14 protein-coding genes are annotated in these 15,979 nt (G+C 67.5%); 5 read left to right on the top strand and 9 right to left on the bottom strand.

What is annotated here, in order from left to right; translation table 11 throughout:
* Window positions 1–3 precede the first annotated feature (3 nt).
* Window positions 4–1,266 carry a DUF58 domain-containing protein gene (locus BM150_RS05115; RefSeq protein ID WP_092924587.1) on the top strand — a complete coding sequence of 421 codons (1,263 nt, stop codon included), beginning with the start codon at window positions 4–6 and terminating at the stop codon, window positions 1,264–1,266.
* Entirely contained in the window at window positions 1,263–3,500 is a 2,238-nt protein-coding gene (locus tag BM150_RS05110) for a transglutaminase TgpA family protein (RefSeq protein ID WP_092924585.1), read from the top strand. Before BM150_RS05115 ends, BM150_RS05110 begins: the two co-directional genes overlap by 4 nt.
* A gap of 111 nt (window positions 3,501–3,611) precedes the next feature.
* On the opposite strand, the gene BM150_RS05105 is transcribed toward BM150_RS05110, so the two are convergent.
* Window positions 3,612–4,022 (bottom strand): DUF3040 domain-containing protein, encoded by a 411-nt coding sequence (locus tag BM150_RS05105; protein ID WP_092627322.1) that lies wholly within the window; start codon window positions 4,020–4,022, stop codon window positions 3,612–3,614.
* Window positions 4,023–4,204: 182 nt separating this feature from the next.
* Window positions 4,205–4,951: a class I SAM-dependent methyltransferase gene (locus tag BM150_RS05100; RefSeq protein ID WP_092924584.1), complete on the bottom strand. Its 747-nt coding sequence runs from the start codon at window positions 4,949–4,951 to the stop codon at window positions 4,205–4,207.
* 98 nt (window positions 4,952–5,049) lie between these two features.
* Between BM150_RS05100 and BM150_RS05095 the strand changes: the two genes are divergently transcribed.
* The gene (locus BM150_RS05095; RefSeq protein WP_092924583.1) at window positions 5,050–5,898 is read left to right on the top strand and encodes a ParA family protein; all 849 of its coding nucleotides are present in this window, start codon (window positions 5,050–5,052) and stop codon (window positions 5,896–5,898) included.
* Between the two features lie 126 nt (window positions 5,899–6,024).
* Here BM150_RS05095 and BM150_RS05090 read toward each other — a convergent pair whose 3' ends face one another.
* The 6 genes from BM150_RS05090 to pgsA all read right to left on the bottom strand — a co-directional run bounded on the left by BM150_RS05090 (window position 6,025) and on the right by pgsA (window position 11,753).
* Window positions 6,025–7,332, bottom strand: coding sequence for a solute carrier family 23 protein (locus BM150_RS05090; RefSeq protein WP_092924582.1), 1,308 nt, complete (start codon window positions 7,330–7,332; stop codon window positions 6,025–6,027).
* A 605-nt stretch (window positions 7,333–7,937) separates the two neighbouring features.
* Window positions 7,938–8,822, bottom strand: coding sequence for a phage shock envelope stress response protein PspM (gene pspM, locus BM150_RS05085; protein ID WP_217641373.1), 885 nt, complete (start codon window positions 8,820–8,822; stop codon window positions 7,938–7,940).
* 6 nt (window positions 8,823–8,828) lie between these two features.
* The gene (locus BM150_RS05080; protein ID WP_092924581.1) at window positions 8,829–9,656 is read right to left on the bottom strand and encodes a PspA/IM30 family protein; all 828 of its coding nucleotides are present in this window, start codon (window positions 9,654–9,656) and stop codon (window positions 8,829–8,831) included.
* A 251-nt stretch (window positions 9,657–9,907) separates the two neighbouring features.
* Window positions 9,908–10,414, bottom strand: a complete 507-nt coding sequence (locus BM150_RS24875; RefSeq protein WP_092924580.1) for a helix-turn-helix domain-containing protein — start codon at window positions 10,412–10,414, stop codon at window positions 9,908–9,910.
* 206 nt (window positions 10,415–10,620) lie between these two features.
* Window positions 10,621–11,118: a CinA family protein gene (locus BM150_RS05070; RefSeq protein ID WP_092924579.1), complete on the bottom strand. Its 498-nt coding sequence runs from the start codon at window positions 11,116–11,118 to the stop codon at window positions 10,621–10,623.
* Window positions 11,115–11,753, bottom strand: a complete 639-nt coding sequence (gene pgsA / locus BM150_RS05065; RefSeq protein WP_092924578.1) for a CDP-diacylglycerol--glycerol-3-phosphate 3-phosphatidyltransferase — start codon at window positions 11,751–11,753, stop codon at window positions 11,115–11,117. Before pgsA ends, BM150_RS05070 begins: the two co-directional genes overlap by 4 nt.
* Window positions 11,754–12,073: 320 nt before the next feature.
* On the opposite strand from pgsA, the gene BM150_RS05055 reads away from it, so the two are divergent.
* Together BM150_RS05055 and BM150_RS05050 are read left to right on the top strand one after the other, a co-directional pair.
* On the top strand, window positions 12,074–12,610 hold the full coding sequence (locus tag BM150_RS05055; RefSeq protein ID WP_092924576.1) for an amino-acid N-acetyltransferase: 537 nt from the start codon (window positions 12,074–12,076) through the stop codon (window positions 12,608–12,610).
* A gap of 164 nt (window positions 12,611–12,774) precedes the next feature.
* Window positions 12,775–13,233 carry a phospholipase gene (locus BM150_RS05050; protein ID WP_092924575.1) on the top strand — a complete coding sequence of 153 codons (459 nt, stop codon included), beginning with the start codon at window positions 12,775–12,777 and terminating at the stop codon, window positions 13,231–13,233.
* 118 nt (window positions 13,234–13,351) lie between these two features.
* Here BM150_RS05050 and BM150_RS05045 read toward each other — a convergent pair whose 3' ends face one another.
* On the bottom strand, window positions 13,352–15,970 hold the full coding sequence (locus tag BM150_RS05045) for an FtsK/SpoIIIE family DNA translocase (RefSeq protein WP_175496694.1): 2,619 nt from the start codon (window positions 15,968–15,970) through the stop codon (window positions 13,352–13,354).
* Between the last annotated feature and the right edge of the window lie 9 nt (window positions 15,971–15,979).

The raw sequence follows: 15,979 nt of genomic DNA, 5'->3' as shown, positions 1-15,979 counted from the left end.
CCCGTGTTGTCCGGCTTGACCATCCGTGGCCGGTGCCTGCTGGCCGCGGCCGTCGCATCGGCGATCTGCTCGTTGGTTCTCGACGAGCGCGACCTGCTCCGAGTGGCGGTGTTCCTCGCCGCACTGCCGTTGCTCGCCACCGCCTTCGCGGCACGCGGCGGAAGGGGACTCGCGGCACGGCGTGAGCTGGAACCGTGGCGGACCGAGGTCGACACCCCCACCACCGTGCGGCTGTGGTTGAGCTCCCGCTCCGGCACGCCGGTCGGTGCGACGGAGCTGACCGACAGCGTTCCGAGCACCCTGGGCGGTGATGCGTACCGAGCACTCGACCGGTCTCCGGGACGCGGCGGAACGACCGTGGAGTACACGATCCACGCCGAGCTCCGGGGCGTGCACCGGATCGGGCCGTTGCGCTGCCGCTCGGGAGATCCGTTCGGGCTCTCGGCCTTCGACAGGGAACTCCTGACCACGACCCGGTTGACCGTCGTACCGCGCGTATTCGAGTTGACCGGGCTGCCCGCCGGATTCGGCACCGGAACGGGGGAGCCCGGTTCCGGCAGGGCCCGCGCCGGTGAGGGGACCGATGACAGCACAGTGCGGGAGTACCGGCAGGGTGACGACATCCGCAGGGTGCACTGGAAGACGACAGCACGACGCGACGAGCTGATGGTCCGTACCGAGGAACGCGCGGAACGCGGCGGGACGACCGTACTGCTCGACCAACGGGCCGCCGCGCATCGCGGGGTGGGCAAACACTCCAGTTTGGAATGGGCGGTTTCCGCGGCGGCGAGCATATGCGCCCACCTGCACGACAGCGATCGGCGGCTACGACTGGTGGGCGCGGGAGGGGATCCGATACCGGGCGACGATCACCGGAGCAGTCGGCTCGACGTCGAGGTGAACGAGGCGCTCCTGCTGGAGGCGCTGGCGGCGCTGCAACCCTCCGGTAGGCGTGATCTCGCCGGGGGTGAGGATCCGGCCCGTGGGCAGGACCTGGTGGCGGTACTGGGGCGCACGACTCTCGCGGGCGCCGACGAACTGGCCTCACTCCGTCCCGCGGGTGCGCGCAGTCTGGCGCTGCTGCTGAACGTGGCGGGGTGGAACACCGACGGCAAGGAGGGTGGCCAGTCGGCTGTGGCACGACGACTGCGCGGCGCGGGATGGACAGTCACCACGGTCGACGGATCGACGACTCCGATACCACGCGTGTGGGAGAACCTTTGCGAACAGACCGTTTCCCCGGACATCGCGCGGACGGACCGATGAACCGGACCGAAACCGACCGTCGCTCCACCACCGGTGTACTCGCCCTGCTGGCCGTACTGCTGACCTCCACCTCCTTTTCGGTTGTGCTCGCCGACTGGAGGTGGTTCCCGCCCGCCGTGCTGACGGCCACGGCCGTGGCCGGAACCGGAATCGCGCTCCGCATGAGGCGTGACTCGTGGTGGGGTCTGCCGGTGCAGCTCGCCACGCTGGTCGTGATGCTCACGGCACTGTTCGGCGACCACGGTGTTCTCGGGCTGGTTCCCACTCCCACGACCTTCGATGAGTTCTCGCACCTGCTCGGCGAAGCGGTCGAAGTGATCCGTACCGGGATACCGCCCGTCCCGGCGGAGACCGCCATAGTGGCTCTGATCTGTTCGGGGATCGGAACGGTCACGATCCTGGTTGATCGGATCGCCGTCACCTGCCGTGCGCCGGCCGTGGCGGGGCTGGTGCTGCTGTGCATGTTCGCGATCCCCGCGTCACTGGCCGATCGGATGTTGCCGTGGTGGGTTTTCGTGGGCAGTGCCCTGGGATTCGCCGCCCTGCTGCCGCTCGGGGTGGGACTCCCGCGATCGAGGCGGGGAGATGGGGTTTCCGCTCGGCGGATCTCCGAGGTCGTCACCGTCCCGGCCATGGCCTCCGTGGTCGGTTTGCTGGCGGGCGCGGTCTTCACCGGGGTGGGGACGCAAGGCAGGATTCCGGGGGCCGACCGAAACCCGACAGCACCGGACACCGGCGAGATCGGACTGCGCCCGTTCACCTCGTTGCGCGGTCAACTGACACGCGACGAGGAAGTGGAGCTGTTCCGGGTGGAGGGGTTGCCCAGGGAAACCTACCTGCGTGCGATGACGCTGAGTCGCTTCGAACCGGAGCAGGGCTGGCGACTCGGCAGGCTCTCCGAAGGCGTTCCCGCACAGGGCCGGCTTCCCACACCCCCCGGAACGGAGCGGTCGACGACACCCCCGAAGCGGATCGAGATCGAGCCGGTGGGCTACCGCGATGCCTGGTTACCGGTGTTCGGGGTACCTCGCCAGGTCTCCGGCATAGGTGACGACTGGCGTTACGACCCCGATTCCGGAATGGTCTTCACCCGGGAAACCGACGACACCGAAAGCTACACCGAACTGGCCGTCCTCCCCGACCCGAGCAAGGCGGAACTGCGGGCCTCCTCGGGAAACTCCTCGGTCGATCGGGCCTATCTCGCCACCAGTGGTGCCGGGAAGCGGGTACGCGAGCTGGCTCGGCGCATAACGGCGAACGCGGACAACCGGTTCGACAAGGCCCTCGCGTTGAACAACTATTTCACCGATCCGGCGAACGGTTTCAGCTACGAACTGCGGACAGCGCCTGCTTCCTCGCACAGTGCGCTGGAGGACTTCCTGTTCCGGGGCAAACGGGGTTATTGCGAGCAGTTCGCCTCCGCCATGGCGGTACTGCTGCGGGAGGTCGGCATTCCTTCCCGCGTCGCCGTCGGGTTCACCTCGGGACGGCCCCGGGGCGACGAACGCGTGATCACCACCGAGGACGCGCACGCATGGGTGGAAGCGCACTTTCCCGGCCACGGCTGGGTGACCTTCGATCCGACCCCGCTGGCGGACGGCCGCGGTTCCACACCTTCGTACCTCGATCCCACCGCTGCCCAGCAGGAGGACGAAGGGGAGGCCACCGCCACGAGTGAGCGGACCACGACTCCGACCCAGCGGAACGACGGGACACAACACCAGGGGGATCCGCGAGCGGGTTCGGGTGATTCGACAGGATCCGACATACCGCTCGGTATACTGCTGCTCGGCGGCACGACACTGGCGATACTGGTGGCGGGTACCGGCACGCCCGCGGTACTGCGGTCACTGCGGCGCGGAAGACGATCGAGCATGATAGCCGCGAGTGGCCTCGGAGCGGCCGAGAACGCGTGGCGGGAACTGCTCGACGAAGCCACGGACCGGGGCGAACTCACCCCACCGGGCGAAACCCCGCGTCGTACCGCCGACCGGATCAGCGGGAAGTACGAGATGCCCCCGGAACAGCGGGGAGCCTGGCACGAACTGGCGAGCGCCGTGGAGCGGGAAAGGTACGGCCCGCCGGGGCGGCGCGAGACCGCGTCACCGCTCGAGATCCTGCACCGGGCCAGGGCGGGCCTGCGGACGGCCAGACCCCTCGGGTTCCGGGAGCGACTGCTGCCGAAGTCGGTACTGCGGCTGCCCGCGCGTCGAAGGCCCACGGCACGTCGCTGAGAGCCGTTCGAACGGAGACCGAACACGGAAACGCCCGGATCACGTCGTGACCCGGGCGTACCCAGCTCCGCTCGGGTGCGGCGAGCGCCGTCCCCGAGTCTCACATGAGCACTACCTCTCGAAGCGCTTCCGGAAACGGTCCTCCATTCGCTGCGTCAGGGAGTTCCGTTCCCCCGCCTTGCGTTTCGCACCGGAAGAACCATCACCGCCGTCACCCGACTGCGACTCCGGGTCCTCCGCACTACCGCGCATGGCGAACAGAATGATCACTGCTCCGCCGAACATCACGAGGAAGCCGACCACGCTCACAATGGGTATCCCGGCTGCCGTGACCGGAATAACCACGCCGAGCACCAGTAGGATCAACCCCAGCACGAACACGGCGGCGCCTTGCAGGCGACGCCGCCTGGAGGGTCGATGCAACCGCCCTCCACGCACGTTGGAGGCGAACTTGGGATCCTCGGCGTAGAGCGCGCGCTCGATCTGATCGAGCATTCGCTGCTCGTGCTCGGAGAGTGGCATGGCTCCTCCTCCGGCACACTAGTTCGTGTCACCGGAGCCCCACTCACTTCGTTTCACGAAGCTCCGGTGAACGCTTTTTGGGGGCGTCACACCCGAGGATACGGCCCCAGCGACGAGACGACTACCCGGTCCCGCCCCCGAGGCCATAATAATCACCCAACATCATCCTGTAGGGGTATTCCTCACTGCGCCGCGTGACCGCCCGGGACGCGGGCCAAGGCGTGCAGCCTGGTGGCTATGTCCCGCAGCGGCGGTTGCGCCGCGGCTGCCATCTCCAGTTCTCGCAGCGCATCGCCGTTCGAATGGGATCCCTCCAGCAGTGAACCGGGGACGAGGTCGGAAATCACGCTCTGCCCCTGCATCAGCTCGACCTCGAGACCGACGGAAACGAGCACGGCCCGTAGCGAATCCGTGTCGAAACGACGCCGCACTGTCTCACTCACCGGATGGTCGAGACGACCGTTCGGGTCGTTGAACAACCGCAGCGCCTCGGGAACCCGCCCGGTAAGGGCTCGCGCGAGCACGGCCGCGTACCTGTTGGCCGCCAGCACGGAGACGGCCGCGCCGGGGGAAACGGCGGCGGCGAGCGCACGCAACGACTCGCTGACGTCGTCGACGTACTCCAGCAGGCCGTGCCCCAGGACCAGATCGGCCCCTCCCTCGGGGACGGCTCCGCGCAGCGCATCGGTGTCACCCTGGACCGCGGCCACACGCTCGCTCACACCCGCCTCGCCCGCCCTGCGGCGCAACGTCGCGAGCGCGTCGGGGCTGGGATCCACCACGGTGACCGAACATCCCGACACCGCCAGTGGCACCGCCCAGACACCGCTGCCGCCCCCGATATCCAGCACCTCGGGCACACCGCCACGACGGCGACGTGCGTCGATCAACTCGGTTTCCAGCACCCGGTACACGGCGTCGGACTTCATAGGGGAAGCGTAATCTCGCCGTTCGAAACTACTGCACCGGACCGGTCCGCGACGGATCAGTTCACCCGGACGACTTGCGTGATACGTAGGCTACGGGCGTGCACACGGTGGCGGTACTGAGCCTCAAGGGCGGCGTGGGTAAGACGACAGTGGTGCTGGGGCTGGCTTCGGCGGCCATGCGCAAGGGCGCGCGCACCCTCGTGGTGGATCTCGATCCACAGTGCAACGCGACGGCTTCGCTGGAGCCGGGACGGACCGAGCGCGGGTTGAGCGACGTGCTGGCCGACCCGAGTCCCGAGACGGTGGCTCGCGCGGTGGCACCGAGCGCTTGGGGCGAGGAGGTCGACGTACTCGTCGGTTCCGAGGACGCCGAGATCCACAACGGTTGGGACGGTAGCGAACAACGCCTCACCAGGCTGACCGAAGCGCTCTCGGAGCTGACCAAAGCGGCGGCCGACGGGGAGCTGCCGTACCGACTGATCCTGTTGGACTGTCCACCCTCGCTCGGACGGTTGACGCGTTCGGCGTTGATAGCCGCGGACCGGGCACTGCTGGTCACCGAACCGACCATATTCGCTGTTTCCGGCGTACAGCGGGCGTTCGAAGCGGTTCAGACGGAACGAACGGCCAACAATCCCGACCTGCAACCACTCGGGGTGGTGGTGAATCGGGTTCGTGCTCGCTCGCACGAGCACCAGTTCAGAATCGACGAGTTACGTGACATATTCGGCCCCCTGGTGATGCCGGTAGCCCTACCGGACAGACTGGCGGTACAGCAGGCCCAGGGCGCCTGTGTACCCGTGCACCAGTGGGGAACACCGGGTGCCAGGGAGGTGGCTCTGGCGTTCAACCTGCTGCTGGCGCGCACCCTGCGTGCGGGTAGACCGCAACGCGATCCGGAACCGGAGGAGGGGGAGGACGACGAGATCGACGCGGCGGAGGGCTGAGGGCACCTGTCCGCCACTGCCGCACCCCCGTGGGATCGGCGAATTCCCGCCGACGGTCAGTGCCGGGAACCCGCCCTCCGAGCGGTACGGGCAACCCGTGCTCGCTGAGCACCTCGAGCTGCGGAGTCAGTCGCGCGGACGACCCCGTACCGCGTCGACCAGGGCGCGCAGCAAGGGGTAAACCAGCACGAGCAGGAGTGAGCCCCAGACCACGCCACTCAGCCGGAAGCCGCCGAGCGAGAGCGTGGGATTGCTCGCACCGATGAGCAGCGTGGCGACCACGACCGCCAGGTTGGCCGGATCGGCGAACCGAATGCGGGCCCGCAGCCAGATCCGTCCACCTACCAGTGTGACCATCCCCAACAACACCATCGTCGCCGCGCCCACGACACCGATCGGAACAGTGTCCAGCAGCGCCACGAACTTCGGCGAAAAGGCCAGCATCACGGCAGCCACAGCCGCGGTCACGCAGGCCGCCGTGGAAAACACCCTGCTGGCGACCATCACTCCGGTGTTCTCGGCGTAGCCGATCAGCCCGCTCCCTCCCACGGCCCCGGAGAGCGTCGTGGCCAGGCCGCCACCGATCAGCGCATCGCCCACGTTTCCGTCGAGATCGCGATCGGTCGAGGCCGCCACCGCCTTGACCACGCCCACCTGCTGCGCGGCCAGGACGACCACCAGGGGCAGCACGACCGGGATCACCGAGATGTGCAACCGCGGCGTGATCAGTTCGGGAAGCCCGAACCACGGAGCACTGCGCAGTGACTCGAGCCGAGCCTGGTAGATCCCTCCGACGGCGAACGCGTAGAACCATCCGGTGGCGATCCCGAACAGCACACAGCCACGGTTCAGCAGGCCACGGCCGAAGACCGCCAGCAGCACGATGACCAACGCGGTCATCACGGCAGCCACCGGAACCGGCCGGAAGGACGGGACGCTTCGCGCGGCTTCCCGGAACAACGTGACCGAGTGGGTGGCCATGCCGAGTCCTACGAGCACGACGACTCCCCCGGTGACGACGGAGGGCATGACCGTCTCCAGCAGTCGCACCCCCAACGCTTTGACGGAGATTCCGACAGCGGTCACCAGCAGCCCCACGACCAGAACGGCACCCACCAGGCCGCCCGGTCCCGCGCCGGAACGCTCGGCAGCCACCCCCAGCGGCACCACGAAGGTGGCCGAGGCCCCCAGATAGGCGGGCACGCGGTTACGCGTCAGCAGCGGAAAAAGCAGGGTTCCCACCCCGGAGGCCAGTAACGTCGTCGCCACCGGCAGTCCGGTCAACCTGGGCACCAGCACCGTCGCGCCGAACATGGCGAACAAGTGCTGCAGCCCGAGTCCCATCGTCAGTGGCCAGCTGAGCCGCTCCTCGGTTGCCACGTCCTCGCCGTCCGGCGGTTGTCGACCGTTGCCGTGCACGGCCCACAAAGCCACATCTTCCTCCTGTCGTAGGAATCGTGGGAAACGTATCCCGAGCCGTGTTGTTCCAACGCGGTGTTCTCCCGGCCGGCTGACCCGTGGACGGATCGCCGACAGCACGCCGCGGCGCACGAGATCACCTCAACCGACAACCGCGAAGATTACTATTTCACAACAGTTGAGGAAACCAACTTGGGGGTTGTTAGCTGTTCCCGCTCCTGTGTAACTGTGTGCCAAACATTGTGATACTGTCCGTGGTGAAGGAGTTCGGGGTAGCGAACGCCAAGCCGCCCCGAGGTCCTGATCGTCCGCTACGGCGGCGTCCACGGAGAGTTGCGCCGGGACGGTAAACAAGCCCGCTGGAAACCTCGGTAAGACCAGCTCCGCTGGCGCAGGGTATCGCCACGGGAAGACCGCACCCACGGGTGCGGTCAAGGCCGCGTAGTAATACGACGGCTCAGAGAGTGCACGTTTCTACACACTTTCTGAACGGAAACTCAGGTCCGGCCGACTTCGCGGGGAGTGCTCGCGCGGCGTGCCCGCTTTCCGGAAGCCCGGACGGGCGGCTGGAATCGGCAACGGGATCGGGGCAGCCGTCACCCGCGCGGGCAGCTGGGACTTCACTCCGAGGAGTCGTTCCGAGGCCGTCGGCCGGGAGGCTGCTCCGGCGGGCCGAGGTCCTCGGTTTCCTGGGATTCGTAACCGGAGAGTTCACGCAGTGCCGAGGCCAGCCCCGCGAGTCTGTCCGTGGCGTCACGCAACTGGTGCCCGTGCTGTTCACCCCCGCTGGCGGCCACGGCACGTCCAGCCGCGGCCACGAGGGCGCCGTACCGTTCGACACCGTCGTCGAGCTCGGCGCGCATCCGACGAACGTCCGCGCGCAGCTGGGCGCGTTCCGCTTCCGGAGCGTGTTCGACCGTGGCTTCCACCGCCACGAGACGGTCGGCCACCGAACGCAACGTCGTTGCCACCTCGGCGGCGGTACCACGCGCCTCGGCCACCGGCTCGTCGAGCTGACCGACGTTCTCGGCGAGTCGACTCAACGAGATGTACAGGCTCTGCTCCGCATCGCGTAGTCGCCGCATGGGCTCGTGAGCGGCGGATTCGCGCGTAGGCAGGCTGACCGGTTCCGGCGGCGGCTCCGGAAGCGGCGTCCGGTTGAGCCTGCGGTAGCGACGTATCGCCCCGACGGTCCCCACCCCCGCGGCCAACGCCATGCCACCGAGTCCGAGTGAAGCCAGGTCGAGCAGCACGTCCCCAGCGGAGTCAGCCGGAAGCCCGATGGTTTCCGGCGCGTAGGCCAGGTAGGCCCCACCTCCGAAGACTCCGGTCGTCATTCCGCTGCCGACAGCGGTTCGTTTCGCCCTGTTCCGCCTCCGGATCAAGCGGGCGCGCGGATCACGCCAAGCCGCGATCCTGCGGCGAACACCGGTGAGCACCGGTCCACGCAACTGCTGGAGCGCGTAGTCGCTCCACTCGCCGAATCCGTCGCCCCTCCCGCGCACGGTGGGTCACGCTTGGCCGGACTGCGGGTTCTGCTGCTGCGACTGCGGCTGCTGTTGCGGGGCGGGGGCCGACTCGCTCCGAGTCGTCCCATCGGTGACCTGCTGCTGGTCGCCGGTCCCCATGGACGCCCTGATCTGGGCGAGTCGATTGACGCCCGCCGCGTCCGTGGCCGCCTGCTGGACCTCCATCATCCGCCCCTGCACACTGTTCTGCGCCAGGTCGGCCTCACCGAGCGCGGTGGTGTAACGCTGCTCGATCTTGTCCCGCACTTCGTCGAGCGAGGGAGTGTTACCGGGTGCGGCCATGTCGTTCATCTGCCGCAACGAACCCGCCACCTGCTCCTGCATCTTGGCCTGCTCGAGCTGGCTGAGCAGCTTGGTCCGCTCGGCTATCTTCTGCTGCAGTACCTGTGCGTTGCGCTCGACGGCCTGCTTGGCCTGGTCGGCGGCCTGCAGGGACTGATCGTGCAGGTTCTTGAGGTCCTCCACCCCTTGTTCGGCCGTGACGAGTTGGCCGGCCAACTGCTGGGCGGTTTCCTCGTACTGCTGCGCCTTGGTCTCGTCACCCTCGGCGCGAGCCTGATCGGCCATGGTCACGGCCTGGCGCGCCGACCCCTGCAGCTTCTCGACCTCGTTCAGCTGCCGATTGAGCTTCATCTCCAGCTGCCGCTGGTTGCCGATGACCGAGGCGGCCTGCTGCGACAACGCCTGGTGCTGCCGCTGAGCTTCCTCGATGGCCTGCTGGATCTGCACCTTGGGATCGGCGTGCTCGTCGACCTTGGACGAGAACGACGCCATGAGGTACTTCCAGAACTTCACGAAAGGGTTGGCCATCTCCTCCGCCTGCTTTCTGTCCTACCGGTTGCGCCCTGATCGGGCATTCACGCCGATGGGACGCCGCTGCCGGTTGCTCCGCGGAGCCGCTTCACCGAACCGTGGAACCCCGCGCACAACAGACCGGAAACGCTTACCGACCTCAGCGTCTACCCCCATAGTGTCAGCTCGGTCGAACGGCTTCCACCAAGACCCGTGGATCTCCGGCAAAAATTCGGAGACCCACGGGCGTTTCGGTCGGTCACGGATTCTCAAGCGGCCACTACCACCCCGTTGGAAGTTCGTCCCGGCGGGCTGATGCGCTGGCTGAGCACCGGCTGCAGCCGCCAGTCCTGCGACTCGGAGTCCTCGTCCACGTCGAACGAATCCGAAACACTTTCGGCTCCGGCCGGCACGGGCTCGGCTTCCCCGTCGGCCATCTCCGCTTCGGCCAGTTCGGAGTCGATCAGGCTGGAGACCAACCGATCCCCCTCGATCTGGGCAGGCGTGGCCTGCTCCACGACCGAAGGCGCTACCACGGTCTCCGAGGAGTCCAAGTCGCCCGCCACGGTCACGAGCAACTCGGGCAATGGTAGATCGAGTGCGTCGCAGATAGAGCCGAGCAGCTCACTCGACGCTTCCTTGCGACCGCGTTCCACCTCGGACAAATAACCAAGACTCACCCGGGCTGCGCGCGAAACCTCCCGCAGGGTGCGGGACTGAGCAGCCCGCGCGCGGCGCAGTCGCTCTCCGACCGCCTCCCGCAACAACACGGTCATCGCGCGCCTCCATTCCGTCGCCTACATCCTGCGCGACGCGTCAACGCCCCACACTACTCAACGCGACGCCAACGCACGGCTCGCTTACCACGAGTCCGCCGAGGGCGAACGAGTCTCACCCACGAGACGGAGCCAACGACCCCAATGTCCCATGAAGCGAGACAACGCGCGTGACTGCCGGCGGTAACGTCGAGTTCTCTTCCGATTCAACGCAACAGCCCCTCCAAGTGTTCCAGGGCTCGAAAAGCGGCGCCGCACCGGATCGAACCACGGTCCCCGCTCAACCGCTCCGTCCGGATCACGGACCCGCGCGGCCCGGCGAATCCCAGGTGAACCGTTCCCGGTGGAACCCCGTCCTGCCAGTCGGGCCCGGCAACGCCGGTGAGACCGACACCCCAGTCCGCCACGCAGTGTCGCCGAGCTCCCCTGGCGAGCTGTTCGGCCACCTCTGGCTGCACCGCGCCTCCCTCGGCCAACAGCTCGGAGCTCACTCCCGCGAGCGAACTCTTCAGATCGGTGGCATACACCACAAGGCCGCCACGCACCACCGAACTGGCACCGCTGACATCGGTCAGCAGCATGCTCAGCATCCCGGCCGTCAGGGACTCGGCGGTGGCGATCGTGAGATCACGGAGCCGCAGCGATTCCAGGATGCCACCGACCAGCTCCTCGTGCTCCCCCTGCCGCTCCGGGCGGAAGCTCATGCGCGCACTCCACGCGAACGCGGACTCGACGAGCGCAGCCGGAGCGCGCGCACTGCGTAGTCGACACCCGTGACCACGGTGGCCAGCACGGCCGCCCCCATGACCACCCATTTCAGCGGATCGGCGGCGTCACCGAGCGGCAGCAGGTAGAGGCCGATCGCCACGGCCTGCAACATCGTCTTGAGCTTGCCGCCCGGGCTGGCCGGAATGACGCCGTGCCGGATGACCCAGAATCGCAGCAGGGTGACCGAAGCCTCCCTGAAAATGATGACACCGGTCACCCACCAGCCGAGATCACCGAGCGCGCTCAGCCCGACCAACGCGGCCCCGGTCAGCGCCTTGTCCGCGAGCGGATCGGCGATCTTGCCGAAGTCGGTGATGAGACCGCGACGACGAGCCAGGTCACCGTCGATACGATCGGTGACCGAGGCGACGACGAAGACCGCGGTGGCCACCCAGCGCCACAGCGAGTCGTGTCCGCCCGCCCAGAACAGCACGATCAGGAAGACGGGAACGAGCAGCAAACGTGAAGTGGTCAGCGCGTTGGCGATGTTGACCAACGGGACCTTCCGCTCGGTATCGGCGTCGCCCTGGCCGGACGCAGGCCGGTCCGACGCCGCACTGTCCGCTGTCATGGCAACTCCTCGAACCGATCCTGTCCGCTACGAACCTCATGCGCCGTTCCACCCCCAGGATCTGCGACGACGGTCGCACCGTCCACCGCAGGGGCGGTCGACCGGACGAACTCGCACCGACAACGGCGGTGCGGCGCGACGGCCGCGACTTCAGGGCGGCGGACGAACCGACCACCACTGGCGGGCCAAGCATAGCGTCCGGTCACGAGGCGACGACCGGGGAAACCCACCGGTTCGGGAGAGTACGGCAACCGGTCGAGATCACGACGGGCTCAACCCCGGCTTTCCACCGGACCGGAAAATCGCAGTAGAATACCTTTATGCATGATTATGCGGAAAACAGGATAACGATTCGTCGTGCTCGTATCGGCGACGTGCGGGAGATCAAACGGCTCGTGGACACATATGCCGGTCGGGTACTGCTCGAAAAGGATCTGGTCACCCTCTACGAGAACGTGCAGGAGTTCTGGGTGGCCGAACGCACGGATCGGGAGCCGAAGGACATCGTCGCCTGTGGCGCGCTACACGTGCTCTGGGAGGATCTCGGCGAGGTGCGCACCGTGGCGGTGGACCCGCGTGTCCGCGGCCGGGGAGTGGGGCACCGACTGGTGAACGGTCTCGTCGAACTCGCGGCGGAACTGGGGCTGCCGAAGCTGTTCGTACTCACCTTCGAGACCGAGTTCTTCGCCAAACACGGATTCGAACCGATCACCGGAACACCGGTCAGTCCCGCCGTCTACGCGGAGATGCGTCGCTCCGCGGACAAGGGAGTCGCCGAGTTCCTGGATCTGCCCTACGTCAAGCCGAACACGCTGGGCAACACGCGCATGTTGCTGCGACTGGACGAGCGGACCTGACCACGACGCGGCGAAAGGGACCGAGCGGCTCATCCGATAACGCCCGATCGCACGAAGCGTTCGCCCGCCCGAAGCGATAGAACTGATTCGACTACAGATCATCCGTCGCTAGGGGACGATCCGTGTTCGGACGGAATACTCGAAACGGGCCGCGAGTACTGGTGATGCTGCTGGCAGCCTGTTTCGCGACACTGCTGACCGGCACCAGCGCGTACGCGGCGATCGGCGACTCGCAACTTCGCCGGACCACCGACCACTACCTCTTCGAAGTCACACTGGGCGAGTTCGGGCAAATTCGCGCCGAACGCCCGTATCCCGACCAACTCGACTGGTCCTCGGACTCCTGCTCGTACTCACCGGACGCTCCACTCGGCTACGACTTCACGCCGAGCTGCCAACGGCACGACTTCGGGTACCGCAACTACAAGCTCCAGAACCGGTTCACCGAACAGAACAGGGCGATCATCGACGACAACTTCCGCGCGGACATGTACTCCAGCTGCGCGGGTGACGCGCTGTGCGAACGCGCGGCCGATGTGTACTACTACGCCGTGCGGCAGTTCGGCGCCAGTAGCGCCAGCACCGCGGAGGCACTTCGGAAGGCACAGCTCGCGACGCGGTAACCGTTCCGAAGACGGAGTTCGGGAGCCGCTCGAGTGGCGTCGGAAGGACTCCCGGCCGGGAAGGCCCCGGCCGTACGGACCCGATTACGCCGCGGTGCGTCGGAGCACCGCGGCGGAATCACTCCGCTTCCTCCGGGGGCGGACCACCCCGGATAGCACTCAGCGCACTGTCCAGGTCCTCCGGTTTGACCAGCACCTCACGCGCCTTGGAACCCTCCGAGGGCGCGACGACGCTTCTGGACTCCAGCAGATCCATCAGCCTGCCCGCCTTGGCGAAACCGACCCGCAGCTTCCGTTGCAGCATCGAGGTCGAACCGAACTGACTGGTGACGACCAGTTCCGCTGCCTGCAGCAACACGTCCAGGTCGTCGCCGATATCGGAGTCCACCTCCTTCTGCTGCCCTGCCTTGGCAACCGTGACCCCGTCCGCGTAGTCGGGTTCCGCCTGTTCCTTGGTGTAGCCCACGACTCGGTGTATCTCCTCGTCACTGACGAAGGAGCCCTGCACCCGGCCCGGGCGTGCGCCTCCCATCGGCAGATAGAGACCGTCGCCCATGCCGATCAGCTTTTCCGCCCCCGGTTGGTCGAGGATCACTCGCGAATCGGTGAGCGATGAGGTGGCGAAGGCCAACCGGGACGGAACATTGGTCTTGATCAGACCGGTGACCACGTCGACCGAGGGACGCTGGGTGGCCAGCACCAGATGGATCCCCGCCGCGCGCGCCTTCTGCGTGATCCGCACCACCGCGTCCTCGACGTCGCGGGGCGCGGTCATCATCAGGTCGGCCAGCTCGTCGACGATCGCCAGGATGTACGGATAGGGACGGTACTCGCGTTCACTTCCCGGCGGAGTGGTGATCTCGCCGGAGCGCACCTTGGCGTTGAAGTCGTCGATGTGGCGGACCCTGCTGGCCTGCATGTCCTGATACCGCTGTTCCATCTCCTCGACGAGCCACCCGAGGGCGGACGCCGCCTTCTTGGGCTCGGTGATGATGGGGGTGATCAGGTGTGGAATCCCCTCGTAGGGCGTCAGTTCCACCATCTTCGGATCGATCAGGATCATCCGGACCTCGTCCGGGGTGGACCTCGCCAACAGCGAGACCAGCATCGAGTTGACGAAGCTCGACTTGCCGGAACCGGTCGAACCGGCGCAGAGCAGGTGGGGCATCTTGGACAGATTCGCGGTGACCATCTGCCCCTCGATGTCCTTGCCCAGCCCTATCACCAGTGGATGCGTGTCGTTGGCCGCCGTCGGCGAACGCAGCACGTCACCGAGCCGCACCATCTCGCGGTCGCTGTTGGGGACCTCGATCCCGACCGCGGACTTGCCGGGTATGGGAGCCAACAGCCGTACGTTGTCGTTGGCCACCGCGTAGGCGATGTTCCTGGTCAGCGCCGTGATCTTCTCGACCTTGACGCCGGGGCCCAACTCGACCTCGTAGCGGGTGACCGTGGGACCGCGGACGAATCCGGTCACCTCCGCGTCGATCTTGAACTGACGCAGCACCCCGTTGATCGCCTCGATCATCGCGTCGTTGGCGGTGCTGTGCCGCTTCGCGGGATCGCCCTCCTGCAGCACGTCGAGCGGCGGAAGGTGGTAGTCACCCTCCACGGTACGGCTGATGGTGAGTTGCTGCGGCTCCTCCGGGGCGGCCCCGGTCGCCTGGACCGACGCGGCACCGCCGCTCTCGGCCGCCTTCGAGGACGTCTCGGTGCGCGATTCGGCCCGCGGCGGCTCCGGCGTCGCGGCGGCTTGGGTCGTACCCGACCGCTCGACAGCGTCCTCGGACTCCTCCCGGGACGGCGACCCGGTCATGGCGGCCTGCCTGCGCCTGGCCGGTCGACGGAGCTCGGCACTGCCCTGATCGGACGGACGCAGCTCCTCGGCGGCCGGTTCGGACGCGGCGTGTTCGGGATGGGCGAGCTGACGCAGTCGTTCCGGAACGTCGCGTACCGCGGTTCCGGTCAGCAACAGCACGGCGAACAGCGAGACCAACACGAGAACCGGCACCGCGACGACGCCGGTCATCCCGTTGGCCAACGGTCCGCCCGCGGCGTATCCGAGCAGCCCACCCGCCTCCGACCACTCCTCGGCGCGACGAGGGGCACCGGTCACGATGTGCAGCACACCGAGTCCCGCGAACAGCAGCAGCGCCGTTCCGACCACCATTCGCGGACGCGCGTCGGGGTTGGTCTCGGTACGCATCAGCAGCACCGCCACCGCGAACAGCACCGGGGGAAGCACGAGTGCCGCCGACCCCACCACCGAACGCAGCAGCCAGTCGAGCCAGTGCCCGACCGGACCGCCCGCCTGCCACCACACGCCTGCCGCGGTGATCACCGCCACGGCCAGCAGGATCAGGGCCACCCCGTCCCGCCGGTGCGCGGGTTCGAGCTCCCTGGTGCGCCCCAACGCACGCAGCAGGGTTCCGGTCGTCCGGGCAAGGCTGCGGCCCAGCTCGGATCCTCCGGACCCACCCCGGGAGTTGCGGGAGCCACCGCCTTTGGCGGCGTTCCCCCGGTTGGCGGTGGAACGCCGCGAGCCGTTCTTCGCGGTGCGCTTGGTCGTGGCGGCATTGCCGGTGGAGGACCGACCGGATCGCGTTCCCCCGCTGCTGGTGTTCTTGGAACCGGATCCGTTCGAGGTGGACTTCTTGGTGCTCGCCCCGGAGGAACCACGACGCTCCCCACCGCCACGCGCGTTCGTCCGCCCCTTGCCCGTCGTGCCGCTGGCCATACCGAACAC

It is taken from the genome of Actinopolyspora alba (assembly GCF_900112765.1).
In the GTDB taxonomy this organism is placed as follows: domain Bacteria; phylum Actinomycetota; class Actinomycetes; order Mycobacteriales; family Pseudonocardiaceae; genus Actinopolyspora; species Actinopolyspora alba.
Note: the sequence above shows the minus strand (reverse complement) of the source record. Positions and strands in the feature narration are given on the sequence as shown.